The sequence below is a fragment of the Xanthomonas sp. NCPPB 2933 genome (genome assembly GCF_056725225.1).
In genome coordinates this window covers 220,215-234,820 of record NZ_CM161518.1, presented here as the reverse complement: position 1 = coordinate 234,820, position 14,606 = coordinate 220,215, and the positions used below count along the sequence as shown (strand labels likewise).

At 65.0% G+C, this 14,606-nt stretch carries 13 protein-coding genes; 3 read left to right on the top strand and 10 right to left on the bottom strand.

The annotated features are described in order from the left end of the window. Nucleotides 1–70: 70 nt before the first annotated feature. The 5 genes from AC1PLU_RS00935 to AC1PLU_RS00915 form a co-directional block, all read right to left on the bottom strand. Nucleotides 71–1,654, bottom strand: a complete 1,584-nt coding sequence (locus AC1PLU_RS00935) for a family 43 glycosylhydrolase (RefSeq protein ID WP_481107439.1) — start codon at nucleotides 1,652–1,654, stop codon at nucleotides 71–73. 238 nt (nucleotides 1,655–1,892) lie between these two features. Next, the gene (locus AC1PLU_RS00930; RefSeq protein ID WP_006452152.1) at nucleotides 1,893–3,176 is read right to left on the bottom strand and encodes a TRAP transporter large permease; all 1,284 of its coding nucleotides are present in this window, start codon (nucleotides 3,174–3,176) and stop codon (nucleotides 1,893–1,895) included. Then, nucleotides 3,176–3,697 (bottom strand): TRAP transporter small permease, encoded by a 522-nt coding sequence (locus AC1PLU_RS00925; protein ID WP_481107438.1) that lies wholly within the window; start codon nucleotides 3,695–3,697, stop codon nucleotides 3,176–3,178. The genes AC1PLU_RS00930 and AC1PLU_RS00925 overlap by 1 nt, the downstream gene beginning before the upstream one ends. 10 nt (nucleotides 3,698–3,707) lie before the next feature. Further along, a complete protein-coding gene (locus AC1PLU_RS00920; protein WP_481107437.1) occupies nucleotides 3,708–4,706 on the bottom strand; it encodes a TRAP transporter substrate-binding protein in 999 nt (332 codons plus the stop codon). Nucleotides 4,707–4,742: 36 nt separating this feature from the next. After that, a complete protein-coding gene (locus AC1PLU_RS00915; protein ID WP_481107436.1) occupies nucleotides 4,743–5,564 on the bottom strand; it encodes a 2-keto-4-pentenoate hydratase in 822 nt (273 codons plus the stop codon). Nucleotides 5,565–5,703: 139 nt separating this feature from the next. Between AC1PLU_RS00915 and AC1PLU_RS00910 the strand changes: the two genes are divergently transcribed. From AC1PLU_RS00910 to AC1PLU_RS00900, 3 genes are all read left to right on the top strand, one after another. After that, nucleotides 5,704–6,798 carry an alpha/beta hydrolase gene (locus tag AC1PLU_RS00910; RefSeq protein WP_481107435.1) on the top strand — a complete coding sequence of 365 codons (1,095 nt, stop codon included), beginning with the start codon at nucleotides 5,704–5,706 and terminating at the stop codon, nucleotides 6,796–6,798. After that, nucleotides 6,795–8,417, top strand: a complete 1,623-nt coding sequence (locus AC1PLU_RS00905) for a carboxylesterase/lipase family protein (protein ID WP_481107434.1) — start codon at nucleotides 6,795–6,797, stop codon at nucleotides 8,415–8,417. Before AC1PLU_RS00910 ends, AC1PLU_RS00905 begins: the two co-directional genes overlap by 4 nt. A gap of 200 nt (nucleotides 8,418–8,617) precedes the next feature. Then, a complete protein-coding gene (locus AC1PLU_RS00900) occupies nucleotides 8,618–9,565 on the top strand; it encodes a rhamnogalacturonan acetylesterase (protein ID WP_481107433.1) in 948 nt (315 codons plus the stop codon). A gap of 560 nt (nucleotides 9,566–10,125) precedes the next feature. On the opposite strand, the gene AC1PLU_RS00895 is transcribed toward AC1PLU_RS00900, so the two are convergent. The 5 genes from AC1PLU_RS00895 to AC1PLU_RS00875 all read right to left on the bottom strand — a co-directional run bounded on the left by AC1PLU_RS00895 (nucleotide 10,126) and on the right by AC1PLU_RS00875 (nucleotide 14,292). Beyond that, on the bottom strand, nucleotides 10,126–11,274 hold the full coding sequence (locus tag AC1PLU_RS00895) for an aldo/keto reductase (RefSeq protein WP_481107432.1): 1,149 nt from the start codon (nucleotides 11,272–11,274) through the stop codon (nucleotides 10,126–10,128). Between the two features lie 271 nt (nucleotides 11,275–11,545). Then, nucleotides 11,546–12,010: a metallophosphoesterase family protein gene (locus AC1PLU_RS00890; RefSeq protein WP_481107431.1), complete on the bottom strand. Its 465-nt coding sequence runs from the start codon at nucleotides 12,008–12,010 to the stop codon at nucleotides 11,546–11,548. A 170-nt stretch (nucleotides 12,011–12,180) separates the two neighbouring features. Next, nucleotides 12,181–13,734 carry a PepSY-associated TM helix domain-containing protein gene (locus tag AC1PLU_RS00885; RefSeq protein ID WP_481107430.1) on the bottom strand — a complete coding sequence of 518 codons (1,554 nt, stop codon included), beginning with the start codon at nucleotides 13,732–13,734 and terminating at the stop codon, nucleotides 12,181–12,183. Then, nucleotides 13,731–14,003, bottom strand: coding sequence for a hypothetical protein (locus AC1PLU_RS00880; protein WP_481107429.1), 273 nt, complete (start codon nucleotides 14,001–14,003; stop codon nucleotides 13,731–13,733). The genes AC1PLU_RS00885 and AC1PLU_RS00880 overlap by 4 nt, the downstream gene beginning before the upstream one ends. Continuing rightward, nucleotides 13,993–14,292 (bottom strand): hypothetical protein, encoded by a 300-nt coding sequence (locus AC1PLU_RS00875; protein WP_481107428.1) that lies wholly within the window; start codon nucleotides 14,290–14,292, stop codon nucleotides 13,993–13,995. Before AC1PLU_RS00875 ends, AC1PLU_RS00880 begins: the two co-directional genes overlap by 11 nt. Nucleotides 14,293–14,606: the final 314 nt, after the last annotated feature.

Below are 14,606 nucleotides of genomic sequence, written 5' to 3'. Positions count from 1 at the left end.
TGTCTCGAATCCGCCATGACCAGGGCGCCGTGGCGTGATGCGCCACAGCATGCCCGGCAGTGCAGAACGGTCAGTCCAGGGCGCGGTAGCGGAAGTTGCGGAACTCCACCTGGCCTTGGCCGGACGCGTATAGCGCCGGTTTCAGTGCCAGGAACTTGCCGGCCACGTTGTGGTGGTAGCCGGACACTTCCATCTGCACCGGGTACTTGGTCCAGGTGGTGCCGTCGGTGCTGCTGTGGATGGTGACGATGTGGCGGTTGTTGGTGACGCGCAGCCATAACGCGCCGCCCTTGCCGCTGGGCGCCAGCCTGGCCGGGCGTTCTTCGCCGTAGCGGTGCATGACGAAGTTCTCGCCGTTGCTCCCCACACCGGCGTAGAGCTTGTCGCTGTAGAACAGCAGCGCCCCGCCCTGCCCGCCCGGTGCCACCGTCATCTGCACCTCGAACTGATAGGCCTGGTCGGGCGCGATCAGGGTCAGCGGCGAGGCATCGCGCGGGGCGCTGCCCTTGCCCTGCAGGCGCAGCACGCCATCGCCTACTTGCAGACGCTTGGCTTCGTCGGCGGCCGGGTTGAAGAACGACCACTGCGGGCCGAGCGTGTTGGCGCGGAAGTCGTCCGACAACCTCAGGCCATGCGGCAAGGCCTGCCCGCTGGGCTTTTTCAACGGCGTGCCCAGGTCGCCGCCCTTGGCGACGAACCAGCCATCCGCGGTCCACTCGATCGGGTCGAGCAGCGCCTGCCGGCCCAGCGTCCAGTAGCCGTGTTCGTAGCCGTGGTAGAGCATCCACCAGCGCTGGTCGGTACCTTCCACCAGGGTTGCATGGCCACGCGACCACCACGGCTCGTCGGCGCTCTTGGTGCGGGTGATCGGATTGTTGGGCGCGTTCTGCCAGGGGCCATGGATCGAGCGCGAACGCGCGGTGATCACCATATGCCCGGTCGGCGGGCCGGCGGTGCCGCCGACTGCGGTGGTCATGTAGTACCAGCCGTTGTGGCGGGTAATCTTGGGGCCTTCCTGGGCGTAGCCCTCCACGTCCCAGCTTTCCGGGTATTTCCAGCCGTCGTAGACGTGCTTGGGCGTGCCGACCACCTTGAAGCCGTCGTCGGAGAGCTGCACGTAATCGCCGCCGCTCAGGAACAGATAGCGCTTGCCGTCCTCGCCCACTGCATGGCCGGGGTCGATGTACTTGCCCAGGCCGATGTCAATCGGCTTGCTCCACGGGCCGGTGATGTCATCGGCCCAGACCACGAAGTTGCTGCGCTCGCCCTGGTCGCCGCGGCGCGCCGGGAAGTAGATGTAATAGCGCTTGCCGTGCTTGATCAGGTCCGGTGCCCAGATCGCGCCGACGTTCTGCGTGATCGCATGGCCCAGCGGTTGCCAGTTGACCAGATCGCGCGAATGCCAGATCGGCAGGCCGGGATAGGCATCGAACGAGGACAGCGTGAGGTAATAGTCGTCGCCGTCCTTGAGCACCGACGGGTCGGGGTGATCGCCGGCCAGCACCGGGTTGAGGAAGGTGCCGTTGCCCTGGTCGGCAATGCGCTGGTGTTCGATACCGCGCTTCCAGTCGGCCGCAGCGCTTAGCCCGGCACACAGCAGCAGGCCGCTGGCCAGCAGCCAACGCAAACAGAGTGAAGTGTTACGCATACGCATGCTCTCTCCTTGACCCCCAACCTGCGGGGCGATGCGGCGGCCGACGCCTTAGATCGTCGGCCGCTGGGATGACGGCGGAAACTCCCGCCAGCAGCGGCGCTGAGCACAGCTCATGCAGCGTCGCCAAGCGACTGTCGGATGGGGTGGCCGGGGCGGTGGAATCGCACGTGGTAGACGCCGATTCGTTCGCCCCGACCGCGCCCTGCCGACGGATACGCAGTGGATGGGAGTGGCGCCCTTACGCGCGCAGTGCCCGCGGCAACCACAACGACAGTTCGGGGAAAAACGCCACGATCAGCAGCACGCATAACGCGGCCAACCAGAATGGCCAAATGGTGCGCATGCTCTGGGCGATGGTGATCTGGCCGATCGAGGTGCCGATAAACAACACCGAGCCGATCGGCGGGGTGATCAAGCCGATACCGCCGGCCAGCACCATCACCAGACCGAAGTGGATCGGGTCGATGCCGTAGGCCTTGACCACCGGCAGGAAGATCGGCGTGCAGATCAGGATCTTCGGCGCCAGGTCCATGAACATGCCCAGCAACAACAGCATCACCACGATCATCAGCAGCACGGTGTTCTTGCTGTCGGCGATGGCCTGCAGGAACTTCACTGCGGCCGCCGGCACCTGCAAGTACGCAAGCAACCAACCGAACACTGCAGCCGTGGCGATCACGAACAGGATCACGCCAGTGGTGCGCGCGGCATGCGTAACCGCCGCGAAGAACTCGGCCCAACGCAGCTGGCGATACAACAGCGCGGTGACGATCAACGCGTACACCACCGCAATCGCGGCGCTCTCCACTGCGGTGAAGATGCCGGCGCGAATACCGATGAAGATCAGCGCCACCAACCCCAGGCCCGGCAGTGCGCCGAATAGGCGCAGCGCCACCGCGCGCCAGCCGGGGAACGGCTCGGTGCCGTAGCCGCGATGGCGCGCCACCGCATAGCCGGTGACCATCATTGCCGCAGTCATCAACAGCGCTGGGAAGATGCCGGCGGCGAACAGATCGGCAATCGAGATGCCGCCGCCCGCTGCTGCGGAAAACAGGATCAGGTTATGCGAGGGCGGCACCAGCAGCGCCACCAGCGCGGCGGTCATGCTCACATTCACCGCGTAATCGCGGTCGTAACCGCGCTTGATCATCTGCGGAATCATGGTGCCGCCGACCGCCGAGACGTCGGCAATCGCCGAGCCGGACACGCCGCCGAAGAACAGCGACGACAACACGCTGACCTGGCCCAGGCCGCCACGCACACGCCCCACCAGCGACGAGGCCAAGGCGATCAAGCGTTCGGAAATACCACCGCGCAGCATCAACTCGCCAGCGAAGATAAACAGCGGAATGGCGATCAACGAGGCCGAGCCGCTACCGGCGGAAATCTGCTGCACCAGCACCACCGTGGGCAGGTCCAGATACAGCAGCGTGGCCAGCGCGGCCGCGCCCAATGCGTAGGCCACCGGCACGCCGATCAGCAGCAGCACCACGAAGGTTCCCAACAACATGGCGATGCCCATCAGCGCACTCCTCCGGTGTGGATCGGGCGCAGCACACGCCACAGCTTGTACAAGGCGAACACCACCATCAGCGCGCCGCCGATCGACAGCGGCAGGTAGTTGATGCTCTGCGGCATCTGCGCGCCGGCCATCTTGATGTCCAGCCCATCGACCAGCAGCGCCGCACTCCAGCGCGCCAGCACCGCGCCAATGGCGATGATCATCAGCGGGCGGATCAGATCGAACACCTTGCGCACCAGCGGCGGCACGTGTTCGCCCAGCAGGTAGAAGCCGAAATGGCGGTTGGTGTGCACACCGGCGGCCGCGCCCAGGCTCAGCGCGGTGCTCAGCAGCAGCAGCGTCACCGGCTCGGTCCAGCTGGGCGAGTCGTTGAGCACGTAGCGGGTGAACACCTGCCAGCCCTGCACGACCACCAGGCCCAGCAAGGCCAGCGATGCCACACCAACGGCAGTGTCGGAAACGCGGTCCAGCGCGCGCTGCAACGGCGCGACCGGGACGGCGAGAGTCTCGGGTTCGGTCATTGGATTACCTCTATGCGAAATCGCGGATGCGGCGGTACAACGCTTCGATCTCCGGCTGCTTGCGGTATTCGGCCAGCAGCGGGGCGGAGGCGGCGCGGAATGCCGGCATGTCGACCTGATTGAGCTTGACGCCGTAGTCGATCACCTGTTTGCGCGCGATCACTTCCGAGGCATCCCACAGGTTGCGCATCACCGGCACCGAGGCGCGTGCCAGTTCCACCACCAGGCCGCGGTCGGCCGGGCTCAGCGATTCGAAACTTTTGCGCGACATCACCAGGATGTCCGGCGCGTAGGAATGCTCGCTCTGGGACCAGTAGTGCGCCGCCTCGAAATGGCGGCTGGACTGGAAGCTGCGCATGTTGTTTTCCGCACCGTCGATCATGTGCGTTTCCATCGCCGAGAACGTCTCGCCCAGCGACATCGGGGTGGGATTGGCGCCCAGCATGCGCATCAGCTTGAGGAAGATGTCCGACGAGGCCACACGCAATTTCAGGCCCTTGAGATCTTCCGGGCGGTGCAGCGGATGCTTGGTGTTGTAGAAGCAACGCGCGCCCGAATCGTAGATCGCCAGGCCCACCAGATCGCGCTGCTCGAAGCTGCGCAGCACGCTGTCGCCGACATGCCCGTCGATGGCGCGGCGCAGATGCGGCACCGAGTCGAACACGTACGGCAGGCACAGCGCTTGTGTGAGCGGAAAGGTGTTGTTCAACGCGCCCGAGTACACCCGGGTGATGTCGATGGCACCGAAGCGCGCCATATCGATCGCCTCCGACTCGCGGCCCAATTGGCCGGAGTGGTATTGGCGCAACTTGAGCCGGCCGTTGGTACGTGTTTCGAGCTGCTTGCCGAACCACCGCACCGCTTCCACGGTGGGGTAGTCGCCGATATGCACATCGGTGGCGGTCAACAACTGCCCGCCGGGGATCGGCGTGGTGGCACCGGCGCCCAGCCAGGGGCCGGCCGCGGCGGCACCGAGCCCGGCACCGAGGAAATGTCTGCGTGTGATCATTGGCGCCCTCCCAAGCGTCTGGTCACTGAGTCCGAATCAGGTAGCGGACACAGCCGTGCAGGAAATGTCGCCGATGCCGGCGAAGCGAATCAGGGCACGCTGTCCCACTTCGATGTCATGGATACCGGTGGCATTGCCCGTGGCAATGAGATCACCGCGCTTGAGCGGACGCCCGCGCTGGGCCGAACGACTGAGCGCAAACGCGTAGGCGGCGCGCAATCCACCCGGCAACGTGGTGGCTCCACCGGTACCGACCACCTGGTCATCGATCAGCGTTTCGGCAGTCAGCGCGGACTCGTCGCGTGCCAGCCAATCGGTCACTTCCGGGCCTAAAATCAGGCCGTTATTGTTGCCGAAGTCGGAAATCACCACGCGCGGGCCCAGCTTGTTGATGGTCGCCAACGGGCTGCTGGCGATCTCCACGCCGATGAACAACGTGGCCGGCAGCTGCGCCGCATGCTCCGGGGTGAAGTGGGTCTGCTCGGCGGGAGCATCCGCTTCCAGGCGCAGCACGTATTCGGCCTCTACCGCACCGAAGCCGCCCTGGTAGATCGGGAACTGGGTTGTTCCACCGGTAGCATTCCAGAGCTTGCGCGAGAAGATCGGGCCCAGCAGGCGGTCGTCGCCGGAGGCGTCGCGGCGCTCGGCGGCGATATAACCCACCTTCCAGCCGACCACCTGGTCGTCCCACTGGCTGATGGCGATGTCCTGCACCTGATAGGCAGTGACCAGATCCTCAGGGATTTGCCCGGGAAAGTCGGGCAGCGATGCCCCTGCACGGCGTGCCTCCACAAACTGCTGGGCGATCTGCGACAGCATGGATGTGGACGATGGCGGGGTGGCGGCGTCGTTGCTCAAGGGTGTCTCCCTGCTAGTGTTTTTGTTGCACTGCCAATCGACAGTGGCACGGTGTGCTGTATATGGTAAACCGGTGTCATTGGCAATGTGCAGTGCGGCAAAGTTAGCCTTCAAAGCGAAGTAACCCTGGGAGGGGTGGATGGAACAGACAAGCCAAACGCGTGGTTTTGCGGCGTTTTCAGTTGCTATGCGGCGGTGCCTGCCGCTGGTGTTGCTGGCGACCTCGCTATTGATCGGGCCGGTGGTTGCGGCCGAGGTGCCCAGTGCCGATACCACGGCCGAGCACGCCAGCCGGATCGCGCTGTGGCCCAGCGGGATGGCACCGGGAGACAACGCGCTGAAGCAGCCGCAGCGCATCATCGAGCGCAGCAGCGACCCTGCCCTGCCCGATCGCTACATCCAGCAGATCAGCACGCCTTACCTGGTGGTCTACCGGCCCAAGCAGCCAAACGGCACTGCCCTGCTGGTCACTCCCGGCGGCGGCTACCAGCGCATCGTGCTGGACAACGAAGGCAGGGCGCTGGTGCCCAGCTTCGTCGACCAGGCCGGGATCACGCTGTTCGTGCTGCGCTACCGCCTGCCCGGCGAAGGCCATCCGCACGGGGCCGACGTGCCGCTGGCCGACGCACAGCGCGCGCTGCGGCTGATCCGCGCCAACGCCGCCCGCTACGGCATCGACGCGCAGCGGGTCGGGGTGATGGGGTTCTCGGCAGGCGGTCATGTCGCCGCCAGCCTGGGCACCCGCTATGCCGCGCAGGTGTACCCGAAGCTGGATGCGGCCGATGCGCTGAGCGCGCGGCCGGATTTCGAGCTGCTGATCTACCCGGTGATCGACATGGACAGCGCCAACGCACACGCGGGCTCGCGCGAGCGCCTGCTCGGCAGCAGTCCGAGCGATGCGCAGGTGCGCGCGTACTCGCCGCACCTGCATGTGGATGCACGCACGCCGCCGACCTTTCTGCTGCATGCGCAGGACGACACGGTGGTGTCGGTGCGCAACAGCCTGCTGATGCATGACGCGTTGCTGCGTGCCGGCGTGCCCAGCGAGCTGCATGTGTTTCCGCAGGGCGGTCATGGCTTCGGTACCGCCAGCGGCACCGGGCTGACCGTGGCCGCGTGGCCGCAGCTGGCGCAGGCCTGGATTGCGCATGTGAGTAAGGCGCAAACGCCCTCGACTGCGACTGCGAATGCATCTGTCGCTGCACCCGCACCGGCTCAGGACGCCGCGCAATGACGTCACCATCCACGCCCGACGCGCGGCGGCGAACGCTGCTGCGTGGTGGCTTGTTAGCCACGGCTGCAGCCGCGCTGCCGGGTTTCGTCGGCGCGGCCGCAACAGCGCCTGCGCGCGACGACAGTACGCCGCTGGCACACGTGCGTGGCGGCGCACTGCGCGGTTATGGCGATCAAGGTATCTGCGTGTTCAAGGGCATTCCCTACGGCGGCGACACCGCAGCACGGCGCTTTCAGGCGCCCGTGCCGGAAACGCCCTGGCAGGGCGTGCGCGACGCCAGCGCCTTCGGTGCCGCTGCACCGCAACCCAAGGCCAGCGAACCCACCAGCGAGGAGTGCCTGTTCCTCAACGTGTGGACGCCGGGCCTGCGCGATGGCGGCAAGCGGCCGATCCTGTTCTATATCCACGGCGGCGGCTACACCACCGGCTCCGGCAGCGACCCGCTCTACGACGGCGTGCGCCTGTGCAAGCGCGGCGATGTGGTGGTGATCACCGTCAACCACCGGCTCAACCTGTTCGGCTATCTGTCGCTGGCGCAGCTGGGCGATACGAGCTTTGCCGACTCCGGCAATGCCGGGCAGCTGGATCTGATCCAGGCACTGCAGTGGGTGCGCCAGCACGCGTCCGAATTCGGCGGCGATGCCGGCAATGTCACCGTGTTCGGCCAGTCCGGTGGCGGCGCCAAGATCGCCACCTTGATGGCGATGCCCGCCGCACGCGGCCTGTTCCATCGCGCGTGGACCATGAGCGGGCAGCAGGTCACTGTGGCCGGCCCGCGCGCGGCCACTCAGCGCGCGCAAATGCTCCTGGATGCATTGAAACTTGCGCCTGGCGCGCTTGCGCGTATTCGCACGCTGCCAATTGAGCAACTGCTGGCTGCCGCGCAAGTGCGCGATCCCTCGCGGGTGGAAAACAGCGCCTTGTATTTCGGCCCGGTGCTGGATGCGCGCAATGTGCCGGTGCATCCGTTCTGGCCGACCGCCCCGCTGCAATCGGCGAAGATTCCGCTGGTGATCGGCAATACCCGCGATGAAACGCGCGCGTTTCTCGGCAACGATGCGAAGAACTTCGCGCTGAGCTGGGACGAGCTGCCGGCCAGGCTGGAAACCCAGCAATACGTGGATCTGCTGCCGCAGGTGGTGATTGCCGAATACCGCCGGCTGTATCCGCAGTATTCGCCATCGGACGTGTTCTTCGCGGCCACCACCGCAGGGCGCTCGTGGCGCGGCGCGGTCGAAGAAGCCGAGGCACGCGCACGTCAAGGCGCACCCACCTGGGTCTATCAACTGGATTGGGGCTCGCCACTGGATGGCGGCAAGTTCGGCGCCTTCCACACGCTGGATATTCCGCTGGTCTTCGACACCATTGCGCAACCGGGTTCGCGCACCGGCGATGGCGCCGATGCGCAGCGCATGGCCGAGCAGATGAGCGAGGCGTTGATTGCATTCGCGCGCAGCGGCGACCCGAATCATCGTGGTCTGCCGCGTTGGCGACAGTATTCGTTGCAGCAGCGCGAGACGCTGCTGTTCGATACACCCAGCCGGCTCGACCACGATCCGCGCGGTGGCGAGCGCAAGCTGTATCAGCAAGCGCCTTTCATTCAACGCGGTACGTTTTGACTGACTTTCGTGGTCAAGGTCGAGGTCGAGCGTGGTCTGATTGCACTGCGCGGTGGCACGGTCTGGCGTGCGTGTAGGCGCCCATCAGCGCGCGGCTCGGGTCATCGTGCTTTAGCTCTTCTGCCTGCCTGCGGTCTTCTGATCACCTTTCGCCTTCTGACTACCTTTCGTCTTCTGATCGCTTTCCTCATTGGTGATTCATGCGTTTTTCGTCTCTTGTACCGTTGGTTTTGCTGGCAGCAATTGCTGCACCTGCTGCGTACGCTGCAGATGCGTCACCGGTTGATGCATCAACTGCAGGCGTGCCAGCGTCTAACGTGGCCGCTGGCGGCAAGCACTTTGCCGCCAGCAAGATCGTGCTGGTCGGCGACTCCACCACCGCCGTGCAAGGTGGCTGGGGGCCCAGCTTCTGCGCGCAGCATGTGACCTCGTTCCTGAGCTGCCTCAATCTGGCGCGCGGTGGCCGCAGCACCTCCAACTATCGCGCCGAAGGCTCGTGGGAGATCGCACTGAAGGAGCTGCGCAGCGGCGGCTATCGACAGGTGTATGTGTTGATCCAGTTCGGGCACAACGATCAACCCGGCAAACCGGGGCGCTCCACCGAGTTGGCGACCGAATTCCCGGCGAATCTTCGCCGTTATGTCGCCGACGCACGTGCCGCCGGTGCGATCCCCGTGTTGGTCACGCCATTGACGCGGCGGCAATTCGAACGCGGCAGATTAATCGACGACTTGGCGCCGTGGGCGGATACAACACGCGCAGTTGCACGCGAGTTACAGGTGCCGTTGATCGACCTGCATGCGCGCAGCCGTGCGCTGGTGCAGGGCATGGGCCCGGTATTGGCGATGCGGCTGGCGCAGCGCCCTGCCGATCCGGAACAAGTGATTGCCGCGCAATCGGGCACCACGATTGGCAAGACACCGGGGCAGGCATTGCATGCGCCGGTGTCGGCGTCGTCAAAGATCGCGGCAGCGGGCAGCGTCCCCGCCGCTGCACAGGACAATGCCAGCGCCGAGCCGATGGGCCAGGCCAAACTCGCATTCGACTACACGCATCTTGGTGCGGACGGCGCGGATCTGTTCGCGGCGATTGTCGCCGACGAGTTGGCAAAGCAGGTGCCTGCGTTGCGGCCGCTGTTGATTCCTTGATGCGTCACTCTATTTGATCAACTAGAGCGGCTAACAAAACTACTTCACGTCAGCTACTGCAGGCCGGCTGATCTGCGGCTTGGCTGCAGGGCCCTTGCCCGCCCACCATCGCGGGACACGCCGCAAGTACGTCCGTGTAGGCTCTTACGCGGCATCCATGCCGCGTAAGGTCCCGCGACGGTGGGCGGGCAAGGACCAGTCGAGATGGTCGGTGTGCATGGTGCAAGCAATGTCTTACGTGGGTTGCTTAGATAACGGCACGCCTGATTCATCTTCTCAATGCAAGCCGAGCGATGGACAAGCTTTAAGAAAGCAACCGACAAACTTTCTGGTGCGGTGTCCTCGCCGATTGCGGGACCGTGTGGCGGCATGGATGCCGCCACCGAGCCTACATGGACGTACTTGCGGCGTGTCCCGCGAGCGGTGAGGGCACCGCGCATTCAACCCCCTCAGTGTCTGATCTGGACCTCTGACTGCATCCACCAAGATGCGGCCGACAAAACCAATGCACTCACTGACAGGCCTCGCTCGCTAGGTTTTGTCAGCCGCTCTTAGCTGCATCAGCTCACAACAGGCACCGGCGCATCCGCTTCGATCACCTGCTCGCGCTTGAGCTCATCCCACACAGCTGCCGGAATCGCCACGCGCATCGACGCCGCATTCGCGTGCGCCTGCTCGGCCGTACGCGCGCCCGGAATCACCGCCGACACCACTTGCGGTGCGGCGGCAAACTGCAGCGCGACGGTGCGCAGATCCACGCCGTGGCGGTCGCAGATGGCCAGCGCTTTCTGTCGCATGGCCGGCGCCCATTCCGGCACGCTGCCGTCGTAGAGATAACGCTCGCGCCCGGCCAGATAACCCGCCAACAGCGGCGCGCCAACGACGACCGAAGCGCCATGTTTGGCAATCTTCGGGAAGGTGTCGTGCAGTGCGCGCGCGTGATCGAGCAGCGAGTACTGGCAGGCCAGCAGGAAGATGTCGGGGTCGGCTTCTTCGATCGCACGCAAGGCCGGTTCCGGGCGATTGACGCCAAAACCCCAGGCCTTGATCAGGCCCTCCTTGCGCATCTTGGTCAGCTCGGGCATGGCGCCTTTCACCGCTTCGGCAAAGCGCTGTTCCCACGGCATACCGAGGTCTTTTTCGTTCTCCGGCGACAGATCGTGGATGTAAGCGATATCGATCTGCGACACACCCAGGCGCTGCAGACTGTCTTCGATCGAGCGGCGTACGCCGGAGGCGCTGTAGTCGTAGCGATAGTCGAAGGGCGAGGGCTGCTGCCACATCGTCTTGGGCGGTTTGTCGGTCGCGGTGAGCAGGCGCCCGACCTTGGTCGACAGCACGTATTCGTCTGCGGCGTGGTTGTGCAGATGATGACCGGTGCGACGCTCCGACAACCCCAACCCGTACCACGGCGAGGTATCGAAATAACGCACGCCCGACTCCCACACCGCCGCCAGGGTCGCTTCGCTCTGCGCGTCGCTGGTGGCTGCGAAGCCATTGCCGATCGCCACGCCACCAAAGCCTAGACGGCTCGCAGGGCGATACCGCGCACCCTTGGTCGCTGCGTTGGCAGGCAGCTTCGATACGGTGGTTTTGCCGCGCGTCGGCATCACGCTGCCAGGCGCGGACGACTGGGCCAACAACGGCGCAGCGGCCAACGCAGCGGTGCCGGCAGCGGCGGCGGAGAGGAATTGGCGACGTGTATTCATGAGGACTCCTTGCGACGACTTGAGGCACTAGGGTGGCCCCGCATGCGTGCAGATAAAGTCAGCGCATGGGTTTCAACGTGCACAAGCATTCAACAGATAGCCCGGGTGCGTGCCCATATACCGCGTGAGGTCGGCGAACTCATGCGTTGCCAACAGCTTGCGTTCGTACTGTCAGTGCATGCTGGATCGAGCGTATTGAAGTCAGATGCACGTCGTCGCACCGCGTCACCTGGATCGTGGCTCACCGCGTATTGCAGGCATCTGCCCTGGATCAACGCAGCTGTAGCACTTGCAGTTCCGCACGCGGCGGGCCATCGCCCAACCACAACGTGCCCACACTGATCGGCAAGCTGAAGCGACGTGGGCCGGCGCTGCCCGGATTGACGTACAGCACGCCGTCGCGCATGTGCACCGCTGGCTTGTGCGAATGACCGCTGACGATCACATCTGCAGCGACCTCGGGCCTAAGCGTTTTCAGATCGTGCAACACATGGAGACGTACGCCTGCGATCAGCAGATCCAGCGTCTCGGGTAGCCCGGCTGCCCATGGCGTGTTGTCGATGTTTCCGGCAATCACGTGCAAGGGTGCCAGCGCCTGCAGCGCGGTGAGAATCTCCGGCTTGCCCACATCGCCGGCGTGGATGATGGCCGCGCAGCCCTGCAACGCGGCGACCGCCTCCGGCCGCAGCAAGCCGTGCGTGTCTGAGATCAGGCCAATGCGCAGTGGTGTGGACATTTCAACGCACCCAAACAAACGTCAGCAGCGACAAGAGGCAAAGAATCGTACGTGACATGCATGTCGTCACACGTGAGTTGAGCTCAACCGGGCCCAGATCCTCGGTCCGCAACGCACGCGTTGTGCAGGCGACGCTGCAATGCACTACAGCGCGCAGGAACAGCAACCGCTCACGGAGCGGCGCGATCTCCCCACGCCCAGACGCTGTTCGGATCGCCCTGCACTCCGCGCCGTTTGCTCGCGCGTGCCAGCTGCCAGTACGTCCATGCCAAAGCCAGCGCAATCAGGTCAACGCCGAGCACCGTTGCGTCCTGCCACGGCGGCACCACACCGCGCGCGGAAAAACAGCTGGCAACCGGAATCAACGCCGTCAGTACGGCGCACGCCAGCAACACCTCGTAGGCGCCGCGTGCAGTGGGACGCAGCAAGGCCCACATCAGCATGAGCGCGAAGACCGCGTAGTAGACATAACGCTCCTGTCCCTGTGGCAGAAACCGTGCGGCGATGAACAACGCCGAGATGCCGGCAACGCTGCCCAGGCAGATGCCGACGGTGAGCCGCGCCATGGCGTGCGTGCGGCGCGGTTGCTCGACCAGGCGACGCTTGCGGCGTGCCTCGATCCACAACAAGTTTCCGCTGTAGAACAGGAACGCACCGCCCAGCCCCAGCAGGAAGTACAACCACTGCACCGGCGCATGCCCAAAATTGCCGAAATGCAGCGCCTGCAGTCCACGCAGTGCAGCGGTGCCGGCCGACATCGTCCTGGGCTCGAGCACCCGCAAGACATTGCCGGTTGCCGCTTCCAGTGCCACGCCGCCGAGCGTGTTGAGCTGGCGCTGATCGTGGTGGCCATAGACTTCCGCACGCGCATTGGCATCGCCGGCATCGTGAAACCCGATGCTTTCCGGCACAAACCCCGGGCTGGCTGCGCGCGCCTTGTCCAGCAGCACCGCGACCGGCAGTAACGGAGCGGCACGCTTGGCCGGTGCCACATGCGGTGTGAGCTCGAACTCCGGCTCCAGGATCTGCATCAACTTGCCGTCGAACACCAGAAACTGAAACGGCGCCAGCAACAGCACGCCCAGGCACAACACCGCACCGGACCAGGCGAAGATCACATGGAACGGCAGCGACAACATGCCGACCACGTTGTGCGCGTCCTGCCACAGGCGCTTGAGGTTGTGGCCCAGCCGCAGCGCGAACAGATCCTTGAAGAACACCGGCGCGTACAGCACTACCCCGCTGACCAGGGCCAGCCCGTACAGCACGCTGACCACGCCGAACAGATACGTGCCGAACACGCGCGGCAGTCCGGCGGTGAAATGCAGGTCGTAGAGGAAATCGGCAAAGCCCACGCGCGGCGGCAACTCCTGCAGCGTGCCATCGGCGGCGTGTTGGTATTGGCGCATGCCGCCACTGGCATCGGCCTGCGCGCCATACCAATACAGCCGTGGAATCGGCCCGTGTTCGCCGGGCAGCAGCACCAGAAACGATTTGGCCACCTGCGGATGCTTGGCGATCACCGCGTCCAGCAAGGCCTGCGCTGCGGCGACCGGATCGGCTGGCGTCTTTTGCGTGACCTGTGGCGTGGCCTGCCAATCGCTCAACGCATGCGTAAACACGGTGATGGCACCGGCATAGAAGGCGATAAACAACGCCATGCCGGCCAGCAAACCCATCCAGCTATGCACGGAGAGAAACGCGCGCAAGGTCGATGCTTTCATGCGCTCAACTCCGTCCAGCCCAATACCTTGATGCCCGCAAGCGCGGCATAGCACAGCACGGTCAGCCCGCCGAGAACTACCCAGGCGCGTACTGCGCTACGAAACACGAATGGCAGTGCCATGGCACCGATCCACACCGGAAACATCAGCAGCAGCCACGCCAGCGTGTAGCTTTGCTGCGGCCCCGGCAGCAACACCGCGCACAAGCCGACCACGCCAACCGCAAGCGGCAGGCCCAGCACCACGGCAGCCAACCATCTAGCCCACATGGCGCACCTGCCTGCGTTGCGCACGCGCCTGTTGCCAGACATCCAGATACGGCAGCGCCACCGCCACCAGCATCAGCGCAGTCACTGCGGCGAAGACGCCCGCCCACACACCCAGCGCACGGATGGCGCAGACCAGCGACAACACCAGCAACACGCTGCCACCGCTGCGCAACAGGCGCGCAGACAATCGGGGCCGCAGCACAAGACGTTGATGCGTGGTTGCCAGATAAAACGCAAAAGCCGAGGCGGCAGCGGCGAGCAGATACAAAAGCGTCATCAGACTGCTCATGCGCAAGCCTGCGTCGAGGTGGGCTCATGCAGCGCACCCAACCGGGCAAGACATCGGTAGCCACGTCGCGCGGTCGCACGCAGTGGCTGTGCCGTGCACACCGCTGCATGCGCGCAGCCACTGTTGCGCGCAGCGCAGAAAGCCACCTCAACAAGCGAACCAACACTCACAGCAATCAAAACGCCCACGCACAACGCTCCCGCAAAGACGGTCGACGGAAGGCATGGCGGCGGCTGTGCCCGGCAGCCCTCCCCGGGCTGCCTAAGAAGCGGCTGACAAAACTGCCGCGCGCCAGTAAAGGCGTTCGCGGTGTT

Excerpts from the sequence above, each read along its gene's own strand:
- AC1PLU_RS00935 (WP_481107439.1), bottom strand. The coding sequence starts at position 1,654 with ATGCGTATGCGTAACACTTCACTCTGTTTGCGTTGGCTGCTGGCCAGC.
- AC1PLU_RS00930 (WP_006452152.1), bottom strand. The coding sequence starts at position 3,176 with ATGGGCATCGCCATGTTGTTGGGAACCTTCGTGGTGCTGCTGCTGATC.
- AC1PLU_RS00925 (WP_481107438.1), bottom strand. The coding sequence starts at position 3,697 with ATGACCGAACCCGAGACTCTCGCCGTCCCGGTCGCGCCGTTGCAGCGC.
- AC1PLU_RS00920 (WP_481107437.1), bottom strand. The coding sequence starts at position 4,706 with ATGATCACACGCAGACATTTCCTCGGTGCCGGGCTCGGTGCCGCCGCG.
- AC1PLU_RS00910 (WP_481107435.1), top strand. The coding sequence starts at position 5,704 with ATGGAACAGACAAGCCAAACGCGTGGTTTTGCGGCGTTTTCAGTTGCT.
- AC1PLU_RS00905 (WP_481107434.1), top strand. The coding sequence starts at position 6,795 with ATGACGTCACCATCCACGCCCGACGCGCGGCGGCGAACGCTGCTGCGT.
- AC1PLU_RS00900 (WP_481107433.1), top strand. The coding sequence starts at position 8,618 with ATGCGTTTTTCGTCTCTTGTACCGTTGGTTTTGCTGGCAGCAATTGCT.
- AC1PLU_RS00895 (WP_481107432.1), bottom strand. The coding sequence starts at position 11,274 with ATGAATACACGTCGCCAATTCCTCTCCGCCGCCGCTGCCGGCACCGCT.
- AC1PLU_RS00890 (WP_481107431.1), bottom strand. The coding sequence starts at position 12,010 with ATGTCCACACCACTGCGCATTGGCCTGATCTCAGACACGCACGGCTTG.
- AC1PLU_RS00885 (WP_481107430.1), bottom strand. The coding sequence starts at position 13,734 with ATGAAAGCATCGACCTTGCGCGCGTTTCTCTCCGTGCATAGCTGGATG.
- AC1PLU_RS00880 (WP_481107429.1), bottom strand. The coding sequence starts at position 14,003 with ATGTGGGCTAGATGGTTGGCTGCCGTGGTGCTGGGCCTGCCGCTTGCG.
- AC1PLU_RS00875 (WP_481107428.1), bottom strand. The coding sequence starts at position 14,292 with ATGAGCAGTCTGATGACGCTTTTGTATCTGCTCGCCGCTGCCGCCTCG.